The sequence below is a fragment of the Hymenobacter ruricola genome (genome assembly GCF_015694525.1).
GTDB lineage: Bacteria > Bacteroidota > Bacteroidia > Cytophagales > Hymenobacteraceae > Hymenobacter > Hymenobacter ruricola.
Genome location: NZ_JADQDM010000022.1, coordinates 1 through 19097, shown reverse-complemented (window position 1 = coordinate 19097; position 19097 = coordinate 1). Strand labels below are relative to the sequence as shown.

Genomic DNA, 19097 nt, shown 5'->3' with positions numbered 1-19097 from the left:
GACCACCAGCCCGATAGCCAGTCCACCAGCTTGCATTCCAATTTTGAGAGCGGGCGATTTCCCTAAAAAAATTCTCAGTGGATGAGAGAGCCGCGTGAAACGCCGTTTGCCTAACGTGGCTTTGAACAGAATCAAAAACCTGCTAGCCACTATTGGTTAGATTATAATTCCATAAATTGGAAGACGTCCTATTTTAGGAATTAATATGATATGAGTCAATTATTTACGAATTTTGTTTGTAGTCGAACGTGTCATTAAATTCCTAATTCTATGCGCAATTTTACTTTAATTATTTCCGCTTACATCGGTTTATTTATTCTCACGGCCGCGGCCGGTATGCCGAGTGCTTGGGCCCAGGTAGTGCGGCAAGCCACGGCCGTTACCGACCGGGACCGTGGCTGCGTTGCTATCGTCTGCGGCGACATCAATGACAGCGCCATGGCTGTAGATGCGGCTCCCGCCACGGCGGCTTCCATTTCGCCGCCCCTGGCGCTGGGCACCGCCGCCTTGCGGGTGGGTTTTGCGGCGCCGGTGCCCACGGGCGCCCGGGTGAAGCTGCTGGTCAGCTTCACGTCGGGCAATGCGCTGAGCCTGGGCTTGGTCAACAACACATCCATTCGCACCTACACCGCCAACGGCAGCACCGCCAAGCAAACCCTGAACATGGGCACTGTGCTGAACCTGACCACGCTAAGCGACCAGGTGATGCCGGTGGAATTTACGGCCACCAACGACTTCCAGGAAGTGGAGGTGCGCACGGGCAGCCTGGTAGCGGTGAATGTGGGCTACTCGGTGCAGCTCTACCACGTCACGGCCACGTTTACCCCGCTGCCGGTGGAGCTCACCGCCTTCACGGGCAAGGCCCGCGGCACGGGCGTGGAGCTAAGCTGGCACACGGCCACGGAGCGCAACAGCGCCTACTTCCAGGTGGAGCGCGCGGCCGACGCCCGGGGCGACTTCCGGACCCTGGGCAAGGTGGCAGCGGCAGGCAGCGCGACTAAGGCTTCGGACTACCAGTTTGTGGACGCGCAGCCTTTGGCGCAGGGCTACTATCGCCTGCGGCAGGTAGACCAGGACGGCACCACCGCCTACAGCCCCGTGGTGGCGGTGAGCGCCACGCCGGCCACGGCCCTGGCAGCCTACCCCAACCCCACCACCGGCCTGCTGGCCCTGCGCGGCACGGCCGCCACCGGCTTCACGCTGCTCAACTGGCTGGGCCAAGTGGTGCAGCAAGGCACCTTTTCAGTAAACGAAGCGCAGCAGCTCGACCTGCGCGCCCACCCCAACGGCGTGTATTACCTACGCGAACACGCCACCGGCGCCACCCTCAAAGTGGTGAAAACGGCCGGCGAATAGCCGCCACGCCACCGCAAAGGCGGCAAATAAAACGGGGCCCGGCAGTTGTGGAATCTGTCGGGCCCCGTTTCGTTTTTTTTACCAAGAGCCCCGGCACTTTCGACGGACCGGTTTAGCGCAAGCGCAGCCGCACCCGGAAGTCGTGCTTCGGCCGCAGGGTGATGAGCGGCTGCATGGTCACGGGCGCCTGCCCGGCCACCCATTCCAGTTCGAAGCGACGCAGCAGCTCCAGCGTCACGAGCTGCATTTCGGTGAGGGCGAATTGCATGCCGATGCACAGGCGCGGCCCGCCGCCGAAGGGCACGTAGGCGTTGGGCTGCACCGGCCGCGCCTGACCGGGCGCAAAGCGGCCGGGCCGAAACGCTTCCGGCGCGTCCCAGTACTTGGCGTCGTGGTGCAGGCCGTGGAAGTACAGCGAAAACAGCGTGCCCTTCGGAATGCGCAGGCCCTGGTACTCGTCGTCGGCCAGGGCCACGCGGTCCACCATCCAGGCGGGGGGGTAGCTGCGCATGGTTTCCTGCACGGCCCACAGGGCGCGGCCCAGGCGCGGCAAATCCTCAAACGCGGGCGGGCGGCCGGCCAGCACAGCCTCGGCCTCGGTGCGAATAGCGGCGGCCTCGTCGGGGTGGTGGGCCAGCAGGTAGGTAAGCCAGGTGAGAGCGTTGGCGCTGGTTTCGTGGCCGGCCACAAGCAGGATGAGGGCTTCGTCGAGCACGCGCTCGGGGCTCATGGGCTCGCCGGTTTCTTCGTAGCGCACGTCCAGCAGCATTTGCAGCAGGTCGTCGGGCGGCGGGGCTTGGGGCCGGGCGTTATCGTGCTGGCGCTGGGCAATGAGGCGGCTGAGCAGCGCGCGCATCTCGGCGGCCAGGGCGTCGTGGTACGTGAACTGGCCTTTTAGCCGAAACCAGGGCTTGAGGTAGGGCTGCCGGATGGAGCGCACGAAAAACGCCTGAATCTCGGTAATGAGCCGGGCCAGGCGGTCGAGCTCAGCTTCCGGAAAGTTGGTGCTGAACACCGAGCGCGCGATGATGCGGAACGTGAGCCGGGTCATCAGCTCGTGCACTTCCACGGCGGTGGCGCCGCCCTGCTGCCGGGCCCGGGCCACCAGCGGCGCCAGGGTTTCGGCCGCAATTTCCTGCATGAGGCCGGTGAGGCCCGCCACCCGCTGCCGGTGAAAGCCCGGCTGAATGAGCCGACGCTGCCGCAGCCAGTCAGGCCCATCATTCGTCAGCAGGCCGTGGCCGATGTAGCGCGAAAAGCCCCGCGTGAACTTTGATTTGGCGTAGTTGCGGTGGTTTTTCTGGAGAATGTGCTGTATCAGGCCGGGCTCGCGGGTGAGGATGCTTTTCTCCACCCCGCCAATGTACAGCTCCACGGTGTCGCCGAAGTGCGCCAGCGTGGCATCGAGCACGGGCAAGGGGTCTTTGGCCAGCGCAAACGAGCGCAGCAGCGAGCGCCAGCGCGGCACCTGCGGCAGCCGAAATGCGCCTGGCGCCACTTTTTCTGATGCTTCCATTTCAATCATACCCGGGGCCCGCAAGGCGCCGGCCACTGCCAAAAATACCACCCGGCCGCGGCCCATCCATCTTTTTCGGCCCGCCCGCGTAAACCCCAACCGGGCCCCGGCCCGCCTTTCTTTTCTTTCCCCCAACACCTTTCCCCTATGTGGATTCAGCAAAACCCCAGCTCGCCCGCGCCGCTCGCCGATTTGCAAGGCCGCGCCGTCGGCCTCAAGTTTGAGTGCCAGCAGTGCAACACCGAAGTCTTCACCGACCTCATCGGCGTGCCCGCCCCCAACGACCAAGCCGACTCGCCCGAGCACGCCGACAACCACGAAATCGAGGAAATCAAGTGCCCCGGCTGCGATATGACCCACCAGCTGGAAGTCGACAGCACCTTCGACGGCGTGACGTTCAAAGTGAGCGACGCCAAGACGGTGAGCTACCAAGTGGCGGAGTAAGGACCGCCGATGAAACGGATTTTAACCGATAAAACGGATTGTTTGTGGTTTCGCGCCCGTGCCGAAATCGCCAAAATTTTCGTCAAACAAAAAGCCGCTCGGATTGAGCGGCTTTTTGTTTGTAGGGCAAGGGATGACCCACAAAAATCCGTTTCATCCGTTAAAATCCGTTTCATCGGCGGTCCTATTTTTCCCGCTCTATCGTGTAGTTAATCAACTCTTCCAACGACGTCCGGCTCGGCGAGGCCGGGAAGGTGTGCAGGATGGCCAGGGCGTCGTCGCGGTACTTTTTCATCGTGCTGATGGCATAATCCAACCCGCCCGACTTTTTCACAAATTCAATCACCTGCTGCACCCGGTCGCGGTGGCCTTCGTTGTTTTTCACGTTGAAAATCACCTTGCGCTTTTCCAGCCAGCCGGCGTGCTGCAGGGCATAAATCAGCGGCAGGGTCATTTTTTTTTCCTTGATGTCGATGCCCACCGGCTTGCCAATTTCGGCCGTGCCATAATCGAACAAGTCGTCTTTTATTTGAAAGGCAATGCCCACTTTTTCGCCAAATAGCCGGGCGCGCTCAATCGTCTCTTTATCAGCCCCCACGGAGGCCGCGCCCACGGCCGTGCACGAGGCAATCAGCGAAGCGGTTTTCTGCCGGATGATGTCGAAATAAACGTCTTCGGTGATGTCTAACTTCCGGGCTTTTTCGATTTGCAACAATTCGCCTTCGCTCAATTCACGCACCGCGTTGCTCACGATTTTCAGCAGGTCGTAGTCGTCATTTTGCAGCGCCAGCAGCAGCCCGCGCGAGAGCAGATAATCCCCGACCAGCACGGCAATCTTGTTCTTCCACAAGGCATTGATGGAGAAGAAGCCGCGGCGGTAATTGCTTTCGTCCACCACATCGTCGTGCACCAGGGTGGCGGTGTGCAGCAGCTCGATGAGCGCGGCGCCGCGGAAGGAAGCATCGGGCAGCGGGTCGCCGGTATTAGCCTCGGGGCGGGCGGCGCGGGCCGTGAGAAACACAAACATGGGCCGGATTTGCTTGCCCTTGCGCTTCACGATGTAGCCCATTATCTTGTCGAGCAGCAGCACCTTTGTGCGCATCGACTGGCGGAACTTGTGCTCAAACTCTTCCATTTCGGCTGCGATGGGGGCCTGAATCTGGTCGAGGGAGAAAGTGGGGTGTTGGGGCATTGCGCCGGCAATGATACGGCAGAACGAGGAAGGTGGCAGGGTTTCGTGGTGCTCATTGGTCCATCATCTCACCGCCCCTACCTTCGCCGCATGCTCACTCACGCTTCTTTTTTGCTCACCGGCAGCGGCCACGGCCGGACCTTCGAGGCCGATGCCACCTACCGGCCCGACGGCCAAGCCAAGCCGGTGGTGCTTTTCGTGCACGGCTTCAAGGGGTTCAAGGACTGGGGGCATTTCCCACTGCTGGCCGACTTCTTTGCCGAGCGCGGCTTCGTGTTTGTGAAGCTTAACCTGTCGCACAACGGCCTGGTGGTGGGCGGCACCGGCGATTTGGAGGATTTGGAAGCTTTCGGGCGCAATAACTTCAGCATTGAGCTAGATGATATTGGCCAGATAATCGACGCATTATTTAACGGCCATTCGCCGGTGCCCGCCGCCGAAATGGACCTGAACCGGCTGTTTCTAGCGGGCCACAGCCGCGGGGGTGGCCTCGTGCTGCTCAAAGCCGCCGAGGACCCGCGCGTGCGGGCTGTGGCCGCCTGGGCCGCCATTGCCCAGGTGCCTCCGCAGTGGCCCCAGACGGTTTTTGACGAGTGGGTACGGACCGGCGTACTGCACGTGCCCAACACGCGCACAGGCCAGCAGTTGCCTTTGCACTACCAGATTGTGGAAGACTACCACCGCAACCGCCCGCGCCTCGACATTGCCCACAACGTGCGCCGCAAGCTGCGCCAGCCCTTGCTGCTGGTGCACGGCACGGAGGACGAAACCGTGAACGTGGCCGCCGCCCACGCCCTGCACGCGCTCCGGCCCGAGGCCGAACTGCTGCTGGTGCCCGGCGCCACGCACATGTTCGGCGGCGCGCACCCCTGGGCCAGCCCGGAGCTGCCGGAGCCCGCCCGCTTCATCGCCGAGCGTACCGCCGATTTTTTTCTGCGCCGCGCATGAGCCGCGCCGTCACCGCCTATCTGCTGCTGGGCAGCAACCTCGGCGACCGGGCCGCGCTGCTGGCCGCGGCGCGCGCCCAACTGGCCGCCTCAGCGGGCAAAATCACAGCGGCCTCGGCGATTTATGAAACTGCCGCCTGGGGCCGCGAAGACCAGCCGGCTTTCCTCAACCAAGCGCTGGCCCTGCGCACGGAGTTGTCGGCCCAGGAGCTACTTAAGGCGTGTCTTGCCACCGAGCGAAAGGCCGGGCGCGAGCGCCTCGAACGCTGGGGCAGCCGCACGCTCGACGTGGATATATTGCTTTACGGCGACGAAATCATTGACGAGCCCGGGCTGGCCGTGCCGCACCCGCGGCTGCCCGAACGGCGCTTTGCGCTGGCGCCGTTGGCCGAAATAGCTGGTGAGGTGCGGCATCCAGTGCTCGGGCTGCGCGTGGGGGAGCTATTGGCGGAGTGCCCGGACCCGCTGCCGGTGCACCCGTCAGAACCGTAGGGGCGGGGCCTGCCCACGCCCGTCGTTGAACAAAACCAGAACCGATTGTTCAACGACGGGCGGGGGCAGGCCTCGCCCCTACTCGTTCTACTATCCAATGGTGGCCGTGGGCACAATTTTCTTCACCAGCCCCTGCAGCACCTTGCCGGGGCCGCACTCGATGAATTCGGTGGCCCCGTCTTCGGCCATGCGCTGCACCAGCTGGGTCCAGCGCACGGGGGCCGTGAGCTGGGCCAACAGGTTGGCTTTGATTTCGGCCGGGTCGGTGTGCGGCCGGGCGTCTACGTTTTGGTAGACGGGGCACTTAGCGGCGTTGAAGGTGGTTTTTTCGATGGCTTCGGCCAGGGCGGCGGCGGCGCTTTGCATGAGCGGCGAGTGGAAGGCGCCGCCCACGGGCAGCGGCAGGGCGCGCTTGGCACCGGCCGCTTTCAGGGCCTCGCAGGCTTTGGCCACGCCGGCCGACGAGCCCGAAATGACCAGCTGGCCGGGGCAGTTGTAGTTGGCGGCCACCACCACGTCGCCAGCGTCGGTGATGTCCTGGCAGATGCGCTCCACCGTGGCGTCATCGAGCCCCAGAATGGCGGCCATGGTGCCGGGCTGCTCCTCGCAGGCGGCCTGCATGGCCTGGGCGCGGCGGGCCACCAGCGGCAGCGCGTCTTCAAACTTCAACACGCCGGCCGCCACCAGGGCCGAGAACTCGCCCAGCGAGTGGCCGGCCGTCATGCCGGGCTGCAGCTCGGGGCGGGCCACAAACTGGGCCACCGAATGCACGAAAATAGCCGGCTGCGTCACGTCGGTGCGGCGCAGGTCCTCGTCGGAGCCCGTGAACATGACGTCGGTGAGGCTGAAGCCGAGGAGGTCGTTGGCCTGGGTGAGCAGGGCGCGGGCGTCGAGGTTTTGGTCGAATAAGTCGCGGGCCATGCCGGGAAACTGGCTGCCCTGACCGGGAAATAGTACTGCGGAGGCGTTGCTCATGAAAGTTGCGGGAGATGGGAAAATGAACGGAGGCGCAAGCTGCACACAAACACGCATTGGCCCCAAAAAAGCCGGAGCGGGCCCTAGGGTCGCTCCGGTTATTGAATAGGCTGAAAACGGGCCGGAAAGCCTGTTGAAGGCCCTCTCTACCGAATGATTTCCACCCAGCCCTTGTACTTGCGCGTAGTGCCGGCCGCATCGGCAAACTCCACTTCGGCCAGGTAGTAATAAATGCCGTCGGCCACTTTGCCGTCCTTGCCACCCGAGTTGTCGCCACTGATGGGCCCGCCGCCGTCCCAGTTGATGAGGACGGGGTCTTGGGCGGTGGTCGTGTTCTCAAAAACCTTGCGGCCCCAGCGGTTGAAGGCCTGGAAGTGCACCCGCCGCACGGGCGAGTTGGACCGGGGCTTGAACACGGCGTTCTGCGCGTCGCCGTTGGGGGTGAACACGTTGGGCAGGGAGAAAAACAGGCAGTTGTCCTGGCAGGCCACGTTGCTCGTGTCGCTCACCGCCCCCCCGGAACCCACCGCCTGCACCGCGTAGCACCCGCCCGTAGCGGGCAGGTTGGCGTGCAGGAAAGAGGGCTGCGTGGGGGTGCCGATGAGAGCAAACGCGCCCGTGGCGCCCGGCCGGTAATACACCCGGTAGCTGACCGCGTTTGCCTCGCAGCCGGCCGGGGTATTGCCCAGAGTCCAGCTCAGGGCGTTGGCGTAGGTGGGGTTGCCGCCCGAAGGCTGCGTCGCCGCCAGGCTGTCGCAATTGGTGGGGCGCAGCGTCAGCACCGGCGCGCAGGGCAGCGCAATGAGCTGGCGGCACTGCTCCTGGCTCCGGTTGAGCAAGGAGCTGAGGAAGCCGGTGGGGACGTAGCGGCCCTCGGTGCGCACGTAGTAGCAGTAAGTTTCGCCCTTCACCAGGGCGGGGTCGTTGTCGAGGTAACTGCCCCCGGTAAGGCCCGTCGGGGCGGTGGCCACCTGCACAAAATTGAGGCTTCCCGAGGGCCGGCGGTAGATGGTGACGGGCCGGGCCGAATTGTCCCACGGCACGTTGTAGCTCCAGCGCACGCTGAAAGACGTGGGCGGGCTGCTAGCCACCGCCGTGGTGCGCACGCTGCTGGCCGGCGCGCTGGTTTCGGTCACGCTGGGCTGGCCGTTGGCGAAGCTGCGCACAAATTCCAGCCGGTAGCTGTACTGCCGGTCCAGGGTATTGAGGCCGGTGTCAACGTAGGACGTATCGTTCAGCGAAGCGAAGGTGCGCACCGGCGCATAGGTGGTCGGGGCCAGGCCTTCGCCGCGCGAGAGCACAAAGCTGGGCGTGCCCGCAAACGAGGCCCCCGACGCGCTGCGCGGCTGCGTCCAGCGCACGGCAATCTGGCCCGCGGTGGCGCTGGTCACTTCCACGTCCACATTTTTCAGTTGGGCGGCGCGGCCGGCAAAGGTCACGCAGGCCTCGTCCGACGCCAGACTGGCCCCGCCGGCCGGCAGCGGGAAGTCGGCGTAGAGGCGGTAGCAATACGTCAGGCCCCGGTCGAGGCCCCGCCCGCCGTTGTCGTCGGTAAACGCCACGGTCGTGGGCGACACGGTGCCGATGCGCACGTAGCCCGACGAGGCCGGGATGCCCGTTTCGCAGGCGCCCGGCGCGGGCCCTGGGCCCACCTTGCGGTACACGTAGATATTGGAGGCGTTGGCGCACGCGTACTGGCTCCAGCTGAGCTGCGTGCTGTTGAGGCCGCCGCTGGTCAGGCCGGCCACGGCCTGCACGTTGCGGGGCGGCGGGCCCACCACCGTGATGCTCCACACCTGCTCGTCAATCAGCGGCTGGTTGGACGGGGTGGGCGCCCCGGCCGGCGTGTCCTGAGCCTTGAACACCACCAGGTACGGCTGGCGGGCCACGTTGCTGCAATCGGTGCGCCAGGTGAAGGTACCGCTGGCTTGCGGGGGGCCCGCGGTGGTTTGGAAAAACGTGGCCGGGGGCCTGATGCCGGAGTAGGCAAACAGGGTAATCGGCGTGGGGGCGGTGCTGGTGCTGGTGTAGCCGTCGGTGGCCGTGACGGTGCCGGTCACGGTTTGGCCGGCCACCACGCACAGGTTGGGCGGCAGCGTGAGAATGGGGCGCAGGTTGTTGGTGTTCACCACAATAATCTGCATGTCGCGCACCACCTGCCCTATCCAGCGCCATCCCAGCGGCACCCGGCGGTATTCATCCACCCGAAACGCCACGTTATAAGTTCCCGACTGCAAGGGCGCGTTCCAAGTGATTTGCCCCCGGCTGCGGGGCCGGTTGCTAATCTCAAAAATGGCGGGTGCCCCCGGCACCCCTACCGGGTCGCCGTTGTAAGCTACCTGCACCGGTACGCTGGGTTGGGTGATGATGGGGTCGTTGGGGTAGCGGAAATTAGGCACGTCCAGCACCTGCGGGTTGTTGTTGCCGGTGGCGTTGGGACAGGGCGGGCCCAGGATGTCCGCGGCCAGCAGGGTCGACTTCTGACTCGGCTGCAGGGTGTAAGCCAGCGAGTCGCCGTCGGCATCGTAGGCGCCGGGGTTGTGCAGAAACACCTGGTTGGTGGCGCCCTTGTCCACGGCCGGCGACGTAAACACCGGTGTGTGGTTCAGACCCAGCGCGGGGTCGATGTAAATGGTGGTGCTGATGTAAAACGACTGGCTGCTGGAGTTGGACATGTTCAGCACGGCTGCCACACGGTTTTCGCCCACGAACTTAATCGTGTACTGGCCTGTGGAAGGGAAGATGTGGTCAAACAAGTAGATGTTGTAGCTAGTGTCCGAGATGCCCGGCAGCGGCCGCCGGCCGCCCACCCGCGGCACCGGCGTGCAGGTAGCCGTGCCATCGCCGAAGAAAATAATCGCCTCCGGCTGGTCCACCACGTTCTGCCCTTCGGTGGTGTAGAGCACCATCTTGAAGAAAATGCGGCGTGGGTTGTGCACCGGTGTGGTATCTACTTTGGCCTGAATGTCGCCGGCGCGGATGTGGCTGGCGCGGGCCACCTCGGGCCGGGCCAGCAGCCCGGCCACCGCCAGCAGCAGCAGCGCCGCCAGACGAGTACCCGCACCCATTCGGAAGAGGAAAAATTGTAGCATACTGTTCCAGACTAATTGAACGTGACCCGGCCCCGCAGCGGCCCCGGCACACGCAAGATATTATGTAACTCCGCGGCTGGTGCCAGGTTTTGCGAAAAGTGACCCGCAGCGCTCAAAGTTGCCCCGCAACCACGGCAAATATGCCGACTTCGCTCAAAAAAATTAAGCCCAAAAGAAGCTCCCTCGGGAGCCCCTTTTGGGCTTGTGCAGTGGCAGGCCACGTAGCGACTAGCGGATGATTTCCACCCAGCCTTTATACGTGCGCTTGGTGCCAGCGAAATCAGCAAACTCCACCTCGGCCAGGTAGTAGTAGATGCCGTCGGCCGCCATCTTACCAGCGCCGGACGTGGTGCCGGCCGAGCCGGCTTCCTCCACCGGTCCGCCGCCGTCCCAGTTGATGAGGACGGGGTCTTGGGCGGTGGTCGTGTTCTCGAAGACCTTGCGGCCCCAGCGGTTGAAGGCCTGGAAGTGCACCCGCCGCACGGGCGAGTTGGTCTTGGGCCGGAACACGGCGTTCTGCGCGTCCCCGTTGGGCGTGAACACGTTGGGCAGGGAGAAGAACAGGCAGTTGTCCTGGCAGGCCACGTTGCTCGTGTCGCTCACCGCCCCCCCGGAACCCACCGCCTGCACCGCGTAGCACCCGCCCGTAGCGGGCAGGTCGGAATGCACGTAGTTAGGCGTGATGGTGGTGCCCAGGAAGGTGAAGGCGCCCGTGGGCGTGGGCCGGTAGTACACCCGGTAGCCCGTCACGGAGGCATCGCAGCCGGTGGGGCTGTCGCTCAGGGTCCAGCTCAGGCGGTTGGTGTACCGGTCGTTGGGCGTCGGGAACTGAGGCCGGGCGGCTAGCTCGTCGCAGTTGGTGGGTTCCAGCACCAGCCGCGGCGTGCAGGGCGGGCTAATCAGCACGAGGCAGTTGACCTGGCTGCGATTCAGCAGCGAACTCAGGTAGGGCACGCCGGCGTATTGGCCCTCCGTCTGCACGTAGTAGCAATAGTTCTGGCCCTTCGCCAGGGTGGGGTCATTATCGGTGTAGGTGCCGCCGGTGGCCGTGGTGGGCGCCGTGCCGACTCGTGTGAAGGCGCCCGTGCTGCCGGTGCGGCGGAATACCACGGCCGGCCGGGCGGCGTTGTCCCAGGGCACGTTGTAGGTCCAGCTCACGCGCACGGCCGCGGCCGCGGCCGAGGTGGGCGCGGTGCTGGTGCGCACGCTGCTGGCCGTGGGCGAAGCCTCGCGAATGGCCGCGCGCGGGTCGCCGGCCGGGAAAGTGCGCACAAACTCCAGCTTATAAGTGTACTGCAAGTCCTGGGTGTTGAGTCCAGTGTCGGTGTAGCAGGTATCCACCAGCGAGCTAAGCGTGGCAATGGGCGTGAAGGTGGCCGGAGCCAGCCCTTCGCCGCGCGACAGCACGTAGCTGGGCGTGCCGTCGAGGGGGCCGCCGGCCGACCGGGGCTGCGTCCAGCACACCTGAATCTGGCCGGTGCGCACGTCGGTGTTTTCCACGTCCACCTTCACGAGGCGCGCAGCGCTGCCCTGAAACGAAACGCAGGCCTCCTGCGAGGCAATGCTGGCCCCACCGGCCGGCAGCGGAAACTCGGCGTAAATGCGGTAGCAATACGTCTGGCCGCGGTCGAGGCCCTGGGGCGTGCCCGCGGCGTCCAGGTTATTGTCGGTGAAAGTGGTAGCGCTGGCCGGCAGCGAGGCAATGCGCACGTAGCCCGCCGAAGCCGGAATGCCCGTGTCGCAGGGGCCCGGCACGAAGCTCGACGCATTCACCTTCCGGTAAATGTGAATCTGAGAGGCGTTGGTGCACGCGTAAGAACTCCAGGTGAGCACGGCGTTGGTGGTAGTGCCGGTGCCCGGCACGGCGCGCAGGTTTTGGGGCGGCGGGCCCACCACCGTGATGCGCCACGTGCGCTCGTCAATCAGCGGGGGGTTAGACGGCGTGGGCGAGGCAGGGCTGTCCTGGGCTTTAAATACTACCAAGTAGGGCTGGCGAGCCACGTTGCTGCAGTCGGTGCGCCAAGTGAAGGTGCCGCTGGCCTGCGGCGGGCCAGTCTGGCTTTGGCGGAACGTGGCGGGCGGCAAAATGCCCGAATAAGCAAAAAGCGTAATGGGGGTTTGCGGCGCGCTGGGCGAAGCCACGTCCACGGCCGTCACGTTGCCGGTCACGGTGGCGCCCGCCACCACGCAGATATCGGCCGGAATGGTGATTTCGGGGCGCAGGTTGGAAGCCGCCGTCACGATAATCTGCATGTCGCGTATCACCAGGCCGATGCGGCGGCGGCCCAGGGGCGTGCGGCGCCATTCTTCTACTTCAAAAGCCACGTTGTAGAAGCCAATGGCAGCGGGCGCGTTCCAGGTAATCTGCCCGGTATTCACGTCCTGCACGAAGATGGCCGGCGTCGGGGGGCTGGTAATGCCCGCCGGCACCCCGTTGTAGGCCACCTGATAGACCACACCCCCGGTTATTGCGGGGTCGTTGGGGTAGCGGAAATTCTGCACCACCGTGGGCGCTGGCTGGTTGGTGCCCGGGCCCGGGCAAGGCGCGCCCAGCGTCCCGCTCACGCCGGCCGACACCTGCTGGCTGGGCCGCAGGTGAAAAGCCAGCGAGTCGCCGTCGGCATCGTAGGCGCCGGGGTTGTGCAAAAACACCTGGTTCATCCCCGCTTTGTCCACGGCCGGCGCCGTGAGCACCGGCGAATGGTTGAGGCCCAGGGCCGGGTCGATGGTGATGGTGGTGCTGATGTAAAACGTCTGCGTACCAGAGTTGGACATGTTCAGCACGCTGTTGTTGCGGTTCTCCCCAATAAAGCTAACCGTGAAGCTGCCGCTGGAAGGATAGATGTGCTCGAAATAATAGATGTTGAGGCTGGTGTCGGGATTGCCCGGAAGGGGCCGCGGCCCCACGGCCCGCAGCACCGGCGTGCAGGTAGCGGTGCCATCGCCAAAGAAAATGGTAGCGTCGGGCTGGTCAACCGACGCCGGCGGCAAACCTTTGCTGATGTCCAGGTAGAGCACCATCTTGAAAAAGATGCGCCGGGCGTTGCGCCCGGCCGTGGTGTCCACCCTGGCCTGAATCTCACCGGCCCGAATGTGTGAGGCGCGCGCCTGCTGCGGCCAGCTCAGCAACAGCAGCAGTCCCAATGCCGCCCACACCCTCATCCGAAGTAAAAAAAGCTGTATCATACAAACGCAAACGTAGAAATTTAAACCAGACCAGGAGGTGACCAACGGCAGCTGTAGTGGCCGAAACCCCTCCTCCCGCCCGAAGAACCAGCCGGCACGCGCCGCCCCCGGGCGTGTAAACGATGCCGGCGGCGGATAGATTCACCACTCCGGCCAATGTTTTCGCAAACCCCGGCCCGGGCCAAGAATGAAGCCCGTCCGTTGCCCGGTTAGCGGGTGGGGGCTACCTTTGGGCCCTCAAAACACACCTCTTCACTCGCCCAGTTTGGCTACTTTATGAGTTGGATAACCAAAACTTTTACCAGCAGCATCGGCCGGAAGATTATCATGTCGCTGACGGGCTTGTTCCTGTGCACCTTCCTCGTCGTCCACCTCATCGGTAATTTGCAGCTGTTTAAGCACGACCAAGGTGCGGCTTTCAACACCTATTCCCACTTCATGGGCACCAACCCGGTCATCCGCACCATTGAGTGGGGCCTGGTGCTGGGGTTCGGCTTCCACATTTTTGAAGCCTGGGCCCTCACCCGCCGCAACAAGGCCGCCCGCACCCAAGGCTACGCGCAGTGGCACGCCGAGAAAAACTCAGAGTGGACCTCCCGCAACATGGGCATTCTGGGCACCATCATCCTGATTTTCCTGTTGGTGCACCTGTACAACTTCTTCTGGCGCGCCCGCTTTGGCGGCCTGCCCAAAGTGGGCGGCGCCAACCCCGAAGTGCGCGACCTCGACAACCTGTACCTGGCCGTGGTGGACTCTTTCCACGTGTGGTGGTACGTGCTGCTCTACGTATTGGCCCAGATTAGCCTCGGCTACCACCTGTGGCACGGCTTCCGCTCCGGCTTCCAGACCCTGGGCCTGAACCACCGCAAGTACACGCCCCTTATTAAGTACGTGGGCTACGCGTTTGCCGTGGTGGTGTCGGCGGGCTTTGCCTCCATGCCGCTGTATTTCTTCCTGTTCACCAACCCGCAGGGTGAAATAGCCGCCAATGCTCCCAGCCTGTTGCACACCATCGCGTCGGCTTTCTAAGTAATCCGGTTGGTGCCGTAGAATACTGGCCGCGCCCGCCAACACCTTGGGCATTTAGCTGTTCTACTACCAATCGTCACTCCATCACTCCGCTCCCAGTATGCTGTTGGATTCCAAAATACCCGAAGGCCCCCTCGCCGAAAAGTGGGAAAAGCACAAGTTCAACGTGAAGCTCGTGAACCCCGCCAACAAGCGGAAGTACGACGTCATCGTGGTCGGCACGGGCTTGGCCGGCGGCGCTGCCGCGGCCTCGCTGGCCGAGCTGGGCTACAACGTGAAGGCCTTTACCTACCACGACTCGCCCCGCCGCGCGCACTCCATTGCGGCGCAAGGCGGCATCAACGCGGCTAAAAACTACCAGAACGACGGCGACTCCGTGTTCCGACTGTTCTACGACACCATCAAGGGCGGCGACTACCGCGCCCGCGAAGCCAACGTGTACCGCCTGGCCCAGGTGTCGGTCAACATCATCGACCAGTGCGTGGCCCAGGGCGTGCCCTTCGCCCGCGAATACGGCGGCCTGCTGGCCAACCGCTCCTTTGGCGGCGCCCAGGTAAGCCGCACGTTCTACGCCCGCGGCCAGACCGGCCAGCAGCTGCTGCTGGGCGCCTACTCGGCCCTGAGCCGTCAGATTGCCTACGGCAAGGTGAAGATGTACACCCGCTCGGAAATGCTCGACGTGGTGGTGGTGGACGGCCAGGCTCGCGGCATCGTGACGCGCAACCTGATTACCGGCGAAATTGAAACCCACGCCGCGCACGCCGTGGTGCTGGCCACTGGTGGCTACGGTAACGTGTTCTACCTGAGCACCAACGCCAAGTACTGCAACGTAACGGCCGCCTGGCGCGCCCATAAAAAAGGCGCTTATTTCGCCAACCCCTGCTTCACCCAGATTCACCCCACCTGCATCCCCGTCAGCGGCGACTACCAGTCCAAGCTCACGCTCATGTCGGAATCGCTCCGCAACGACGGCCGCGTGTGGGTGCCCAAAACGGTGGAAATGGCCGAGCGCGTGCGCCAGAACCAGATTAAGCCCCAGGACATTCCGGAAGACGAGCGCGACTACTTCCTGGAGCGCAAGTACCCCGCGTTCGGCAACCTCGTGCCGCGCGACGTGGCCTCGCGCAACGCCAAGCAGATGTGCGACGAAGGCCGCGGCGTGGGCAGCACCGGCCTGGCCGTATACCTCGACTTCTCCGACGTTATCAAGCGCACGGGCGCTGAGGCGGTGAGCCAGAAGTACGGCAACCTGTTTGCCATGTACGAGAAAATCACCGACGAAAATCCCTACGAGCGGCCCATGCGCATCTACCCGGCGGTGCACTACACCATGGGTGGGCTGTGGGTCGACTACAACCTGCAAACCACCGTGCCGGGTCTCTACGCCACCGGCGAGTGCAACTTCTCCGACCACGGCGCCAACCGCCTCGGCGCTTCGGCCCTGATGCAGGGCCTGGCCGACGGCTACTTCGTAATTCCCTACACCATTGGCGATTACCTGGCCCAGACGCCGCCCAAGCCGGTGGACACCAGCCACCCGGCTTTTGCCGAGTCGAAAGCCTTCGTGCAGGCCCGCACCGAGCGCCTGCTGAGCATCAAAGGCACCCGCACGCCCACGCAGTTTCACAAAGCGCTGGGTCACATCATGTGGGAATACTGCGGCATGGCCCGCACCGCCGAAGGCCTGAAGCACGCCAAAGCCGAAATCCAGAAGCTGCGCCAGGAATTCTGGCAGGACCTCAAAATCACGGGCACCGGCGAGGAGTTGAATCAGGCCCTGGAAAACGCCGGCCGCGTGGCCGACTTCCTGGAACTGGGCGAGTTGATGGTGGACGACGCCCTGCACCGCAACGAAAGCTGCGGCGGTCACTTCCGCGAGGAATACCAGACGCCCGAAGGCGAGGCCCTGCGCAACGACGACGAGTTTGCCTACGTGGCCGCCTGGGAGTACCAGGGCGACAACCAACCCGAGAAGCTTAACAAAGAAGAGCTTACGTTTGAAAACGTGAAGCTCACGCAACGGAGCTACAAGTAATAATCTGTCATCCTGAGCGCAGCGAAGGACCTTCTCACGTGCGCATCAAGTAAGTTACCAACCCAACGAGCCGGGGCGTGAGAAGGTCCTTCGCTGCGCTCAGGATGACAAACGATAAAACAGAAAATGGCCGGTTCCAACCCCAACGCTAAACCGATGAACCTGACCCTGAACGTGTGGCGGCAGCCCAACCGCACCGCGCCGGGGAAAATTGTGGAGTACCACGTGAAGGACATTTCGCCCGACATGTCCTTTCTGGAGATGCTGGACGTGCTGAACGAGGACCTGCTGCACGCCGGCCAGGACCCCGTGGCCTTTGACCACGACTGCCGCGAAGGCATCTGCGGCTCGTGCGACCTGTTCATCAACGGCCGCAGCCACGGGCCCGAAAAGGGCACCACCACCTGCCAGCTGCACATGCGCAAGTTCTCCGATGGGGACACCATCACCATCGAGCCCTGGCGCGCGTCGGCCTTCCCCGTGAACAAAGACTTGAGCGTGGACCGCTCGGCCTTCGACCGCATTATTCAGGCGGGCGGCTACGTGAGCGTAAACACCGGCGGCGCCCCCGACGGCAACGAGATTCCGATTCCGAAGGAAATTTCGGACCGCGCGTTTGAGGCGGCTACCTGCATTTCGTGCGGGGCCTGCGTGGCGGCGTGCAAGAATGCCTCGGCCATGCTGTTCGTGTCGGCCAAGGTGTCGCAGCTGGCGCTGCTGCCGCAGGGCCAGCCCGAACGCAAAACCCGCGTCGAAAATATGGTGGCCCAGATGGACAAGGAAGGCTTCGGCGCCTGCTCCAACATCGGCTCGTGCGCGGCGGAGTGCCCGGTGGGCATCTCGCTGGAAAACATTGCCATCCTGAACCGCGAATTCCTGGCGGCCAAAGCCACGTCGAACAACCTAGCGTAAATCGGCGCCTGGTTCGTCTTATCAAAAGCGCGGCGGTTACTCGCCGCGCTTTTTTGTTGTTTGCTGATGAAAGAACTGTTGCTGACCGGCCTGGGGCGCCTGCGCCTCGTGGCCATTCTGGAGGGGGTATCGTTCCTAGTGTTGCTGCTGGTGGCCATGCCGCTGAAGTACCTGGCCGGGCAGCCGCAGGCGGTGCGGCCGGTGGGCATGGCGCACGGGCTGCTGTTCGTGTTGTATTGCTTTTTGTTGATTCAGCAAAAAATATTTTATAGAGAGATGATTAAATACAGAAGGGCTTAACCGGACTCAATATGTGAACAACCGTTACAAGCGAAAATTAATAAAAAGACAAGAGTATAAATATTTATTGAATATCAAAAGGTTCTCATAAATTCGTATTAAGCACCTCTTTACCACCCGGTTAGCTGACAGCTGGGAAGAGGTGTATTATTCACTTTTCCACACCCCATCACATGCCAAAAAAGAACCGTTACCTGAAGGTATGGTCCGTTCTGCTTATTCTCGGCGCTACTTTATATAGCTGTAGCAAGGTCGATGTTGAACGGGCAGCGACCAAAACCATAGGCATTGAAGAATTTCGCTCTACCTTCTATAGCAAGGGCTATCACAAGGCACTAATCCAACCATTTGGAGACACTGCGGAGATTTATTGGTTTCCTGGTTGGGGTCGCAGTTACAAAAAGAGCAAGGGAAACTACCAATATACCTTTGTACCCCTATCTCTCAAGCTTCGGTCAAATAAGAACCTCAAATGGCGGGATGACGTCCAATTGTTGGGAACGAACAAGTTCCTCCTAATCAAGGAAGGGACTGGTGAACCTGATTTTATTATCGCGACTTATAATTCAACCGTTAAGGACCGCGCGAAGCTCTTGGATGCTTTCAACCATCCTGCTCAGGCACCACCATCCTGCTCAGGCACCAGCCTTCACAGGCATCCTGACGCTTAATTATCTTTCTTCATCTGCAAAAACCGTTTTTTTCTATAACAACGGGCTTTGCACTAGCCCTAAGCCCTCGGAGACGAGAGCTTCTTCCAATCCTAACAAGAATATTAGTGTCAGTAGCAACAGTTGTATTTACTACTATACTTGTACATGGTACGCTTCCTGCCCAGGCGATGACCGATATTCGGGGATTATGACGCAAACGTCGGGCGCTGGAAACTGTGAACCCCCTGGCTATGAACCCTGCCAGACTTGGGGCATGAGTTGGTCGCAGTATGACTCTCACGCATATTTGAGTTGCACTCCCGATGATGACCCGCCGCCCTTTGACCCAGGCGGCGGCGGCGGTGGCGGCGGTACCAGTGGTACAGCAGACCCAAACACCCCCCACATCTATGCTGATGAGTGCGCTGGATGGAACGAGATGGTAGACCGGCTTGTAGACCCTAATGGATTGGAATTAGGAGCCTATCTGGCCTCAACGGGGCACCTGATTTTGCTTCCGTCCACTAGTGCTGGCACCACAAGACACGGCTTTGTTCCGGATTTTCCTTACCGAGATACCCAAGGCAGGATTGTCTTGAACATGTTCCAAGTGGCGCCTGGACAGTGGCAAATAGATGCCACCGATTACAGCTCTGGCTCGGGAGTTATTACCACCTATAACATCGTCTACTTTATACATTCACACCCTCTGGACCCCGGTTACGACTTTGATAATCCTAGCCCTGAAGACAAGGCGGCTGCGGGAGGGTACCCCGGCTTAGACCAGTATATTGTCAACGGAAACAACTTAATCCGATATGATTCCTCGGGCATTATATGGTCTTACCCGAATCCGTGTCACTAACGTCAACACCAGCAGTCATGATGAAGCTGAGGTGGTCTAGCTAAGCCGGACAGAACTGGTACGTGGTTTTGAGTTGGGATTCGAAGTGGTTGGGGGCGAGGTA

At 62.4% G+C, this 19097-nt stretch carries 14 protein-coding genes; 9 read left to right on the top strand and 5 right to left on the bottom strand.

The annotated features are described in order from the left end of the window. Positions 1 to 270: 270 nt before the first annotated feature. Complete coding sequence (locus tag I2H31_RS23220) at positions 271 to 1356, top strand: T9SS type A sorting domain-containing protein (RefSeq protein ID WP_196295453.1); 1086 nt, start codon at positions 271 to 273, stop codon at positions 1354 to 1356. 112 nt (positions 1357 to 1468) lie between these two features. Here I2H31_RS23220 and I2H31_RS23215 read toward each other — a convergent pair whose 3' ends face one another. Beyond that, entirely contained in the window at positions 1469 to 2872 is a 1404-nt protein-coding gene (locus I2H31_RS23215) for a cytochrome P450 (RefSeq protein WP_196295452.1), read from the bottom strand. A 147-nt stretch (positions 2873 to 3019) separates the two neighbouring features. Between I2H31_RS23215 and I2H31_RS23210 the strand changes: the two genes are divergently transcribed. Continuing rightward, positions 3020 to 3316, top strand: a complete 297-nt coding sequence (locus I2H31_RS23210) for a hypothetical protein (protein WP_196295451.1) — start codon at positions 3020 to 3022, stop codon at positions 3314 to 3316. Between the two features lie 184 nt (positions 3317 to 3500). Here I2H31_RS23210 and I2H31_RS23205 read toward each other — a convergent pair whose 3' ends face one another. Next, positions 3501 to 4508 (bottom strand): polyprenyl synthetase family protein, encoded by a 1008-nt coding sequence (locus I2H31_RS23205; protein ID WP_230688014.1) that lies wholly within the window; start codon positions 4506 to 4508, stop codon positions 3501 to 3503. 90 nt (positions 4509 to 4598) lie between these two features. On the opposite strand from I2H31_RS23205, the gene I2H31_RS23200 reads away from it, so the two are divergent. Beyond that, positions 4599 to 5456 (top strand): alpha/beta hydrolase family protein, encoded by an 858-nt coding sequence (locus I2H31_RS23200; protein WP_196295450.1) that lies wholly within the window; start codon positions 4599 to 4601, stop codon positions 5454 to 5456. After that, positions 5453 to 5947 (top strand): 2-amino-4-hydroxy-6-hydroxymethyldihydropteridine diphosphokinase, encoded by a 495-nt coding sequence (gene folK, locus I2H31_RS23195; protein WP_196295449.1) that lies wholly within the window; start codon positions 5453 to 5455, stop codon positions 5945 to 5947. Before I2H31_RS23200 ends, folK begins: the two co-directional genes overlap by 4 nt. 90 nt (positions 5948 to 6037) lie before the next feature. Here the strand turns inward: folK and fabD are convergent, their stop codons facing one another. From fabD to I2H31_RS23180, 3 genes are all read right to left on the bottom strand, one after another. After that, the gene (fabD, locus tag I2H31_RS23190; RefSeq protein WP_230688013.1) at positions 6038 to 6922 is read right to left on the bottom strand and encodes an ACP S-malonyltransferase; all 885 of its coding nucleotides are present in this window, start codon (positions 6920 to 6922) and stop codon (positions 6038 to 6040) included. A gap of 146 nt (positions 6923 to 7068) precedes the next feature. Continuing rightward, positions 7069 to 10014: a T9SS type B sorting domain-containing protein gene (locus I2H31_RS23185; RefSeq protein WP_196295447.1), complete on the bottom strand. Its 2946-nt coding sequence runs from the start codon at positions 10012 to 10014 to the stop codon at positions 7069 to 7071. Between the two features lie 228 nt (positions 10015 to 10242). After that, on the bottom strand, positions 10243 to 13200 hold the full coding sequence (locus I2H31_RS23180) for a T9SS type B sorting domain-containing protein (RefSeq protein ID WP_196295446.1): 2958 nt from the start codon (positions 13198 to 13200) through the stop codon (positions 10243 to 10245). 276 nt (positions 13201 to 13476) lie between these two features. Here I2H31_RS23180 and I2H31_RS23175 point away from each other — a divergent pair, with 276 nt between their 5' ends. The 5 genes from I2H31_RS23175 to I2H31_RS23155 all read left to right on the top strand — a co-directional run bounded on the left by I2H31_RS23175 (position 13477) and on the right by I2H31_RS23155 (position 18147). Continuing rightward, positions 13477 to 14229, top strand: coding sequence for a succinate dehydrogenase cytochrome b subunit (locus I2H31_RS23175; RefSeq protein WP_196295445.1), 753 nt, complete (start codon positions 13477 to 13479; stop codon positions 14227 to 14229). Positions 14230 to 14329: 100 nt separating this feature from the next. Next, a complete protein-coding gene (locus I2H31_RS23170; protein ID WP_196295444.1) occupies positions 14330 to 16264 on the top strand; it encodes a fumarate reductase/succinate dehydrogenase flavoprotein subunit in 1935 nt (644 codons plus the stop codon). A gap of 156 nt (positions 16265 to 16420) precedes the next feature. Continuing rightward, positions 16421 to 17176 carry a succinate dehydrogenase/fumarate reductase iron-sulfur subunit gene (locus I2H31_RS23165; RefSeq protein WP_196295443.1) on the top strand — a complete coding sequence of 252 codons (756 nt, stop codon included), beginning with the start codon at positions 16421 to 16423 and terminating at the stop codon, positions 17174 to 17176. Between the two features lie 66 nt (positions 17177 to 17242). Then, entirely contained in the window at positions 17243 to 17476 is a 234-nt protein-coding gene (locus I2H31_RS23160; RefSeq protein WP_196295442.1) for a DUF3817 domain-containing protein, read from the top strand. 173 nt (positions 17477 to 17649) lie between these two features. After that, positions 17650 to 18147: a hypothetical protein gene (locus I2H31_RS23155; RefSeq protein ID WP_196295441.1), complete on the top strand. Its 498-nt coding sequence runs from the start codon at positions 17650 to 17652 to the stop codon at positions 18145 to 18147. Positions 18148 to 19097 lie beyond the last annotated feature (950 nt).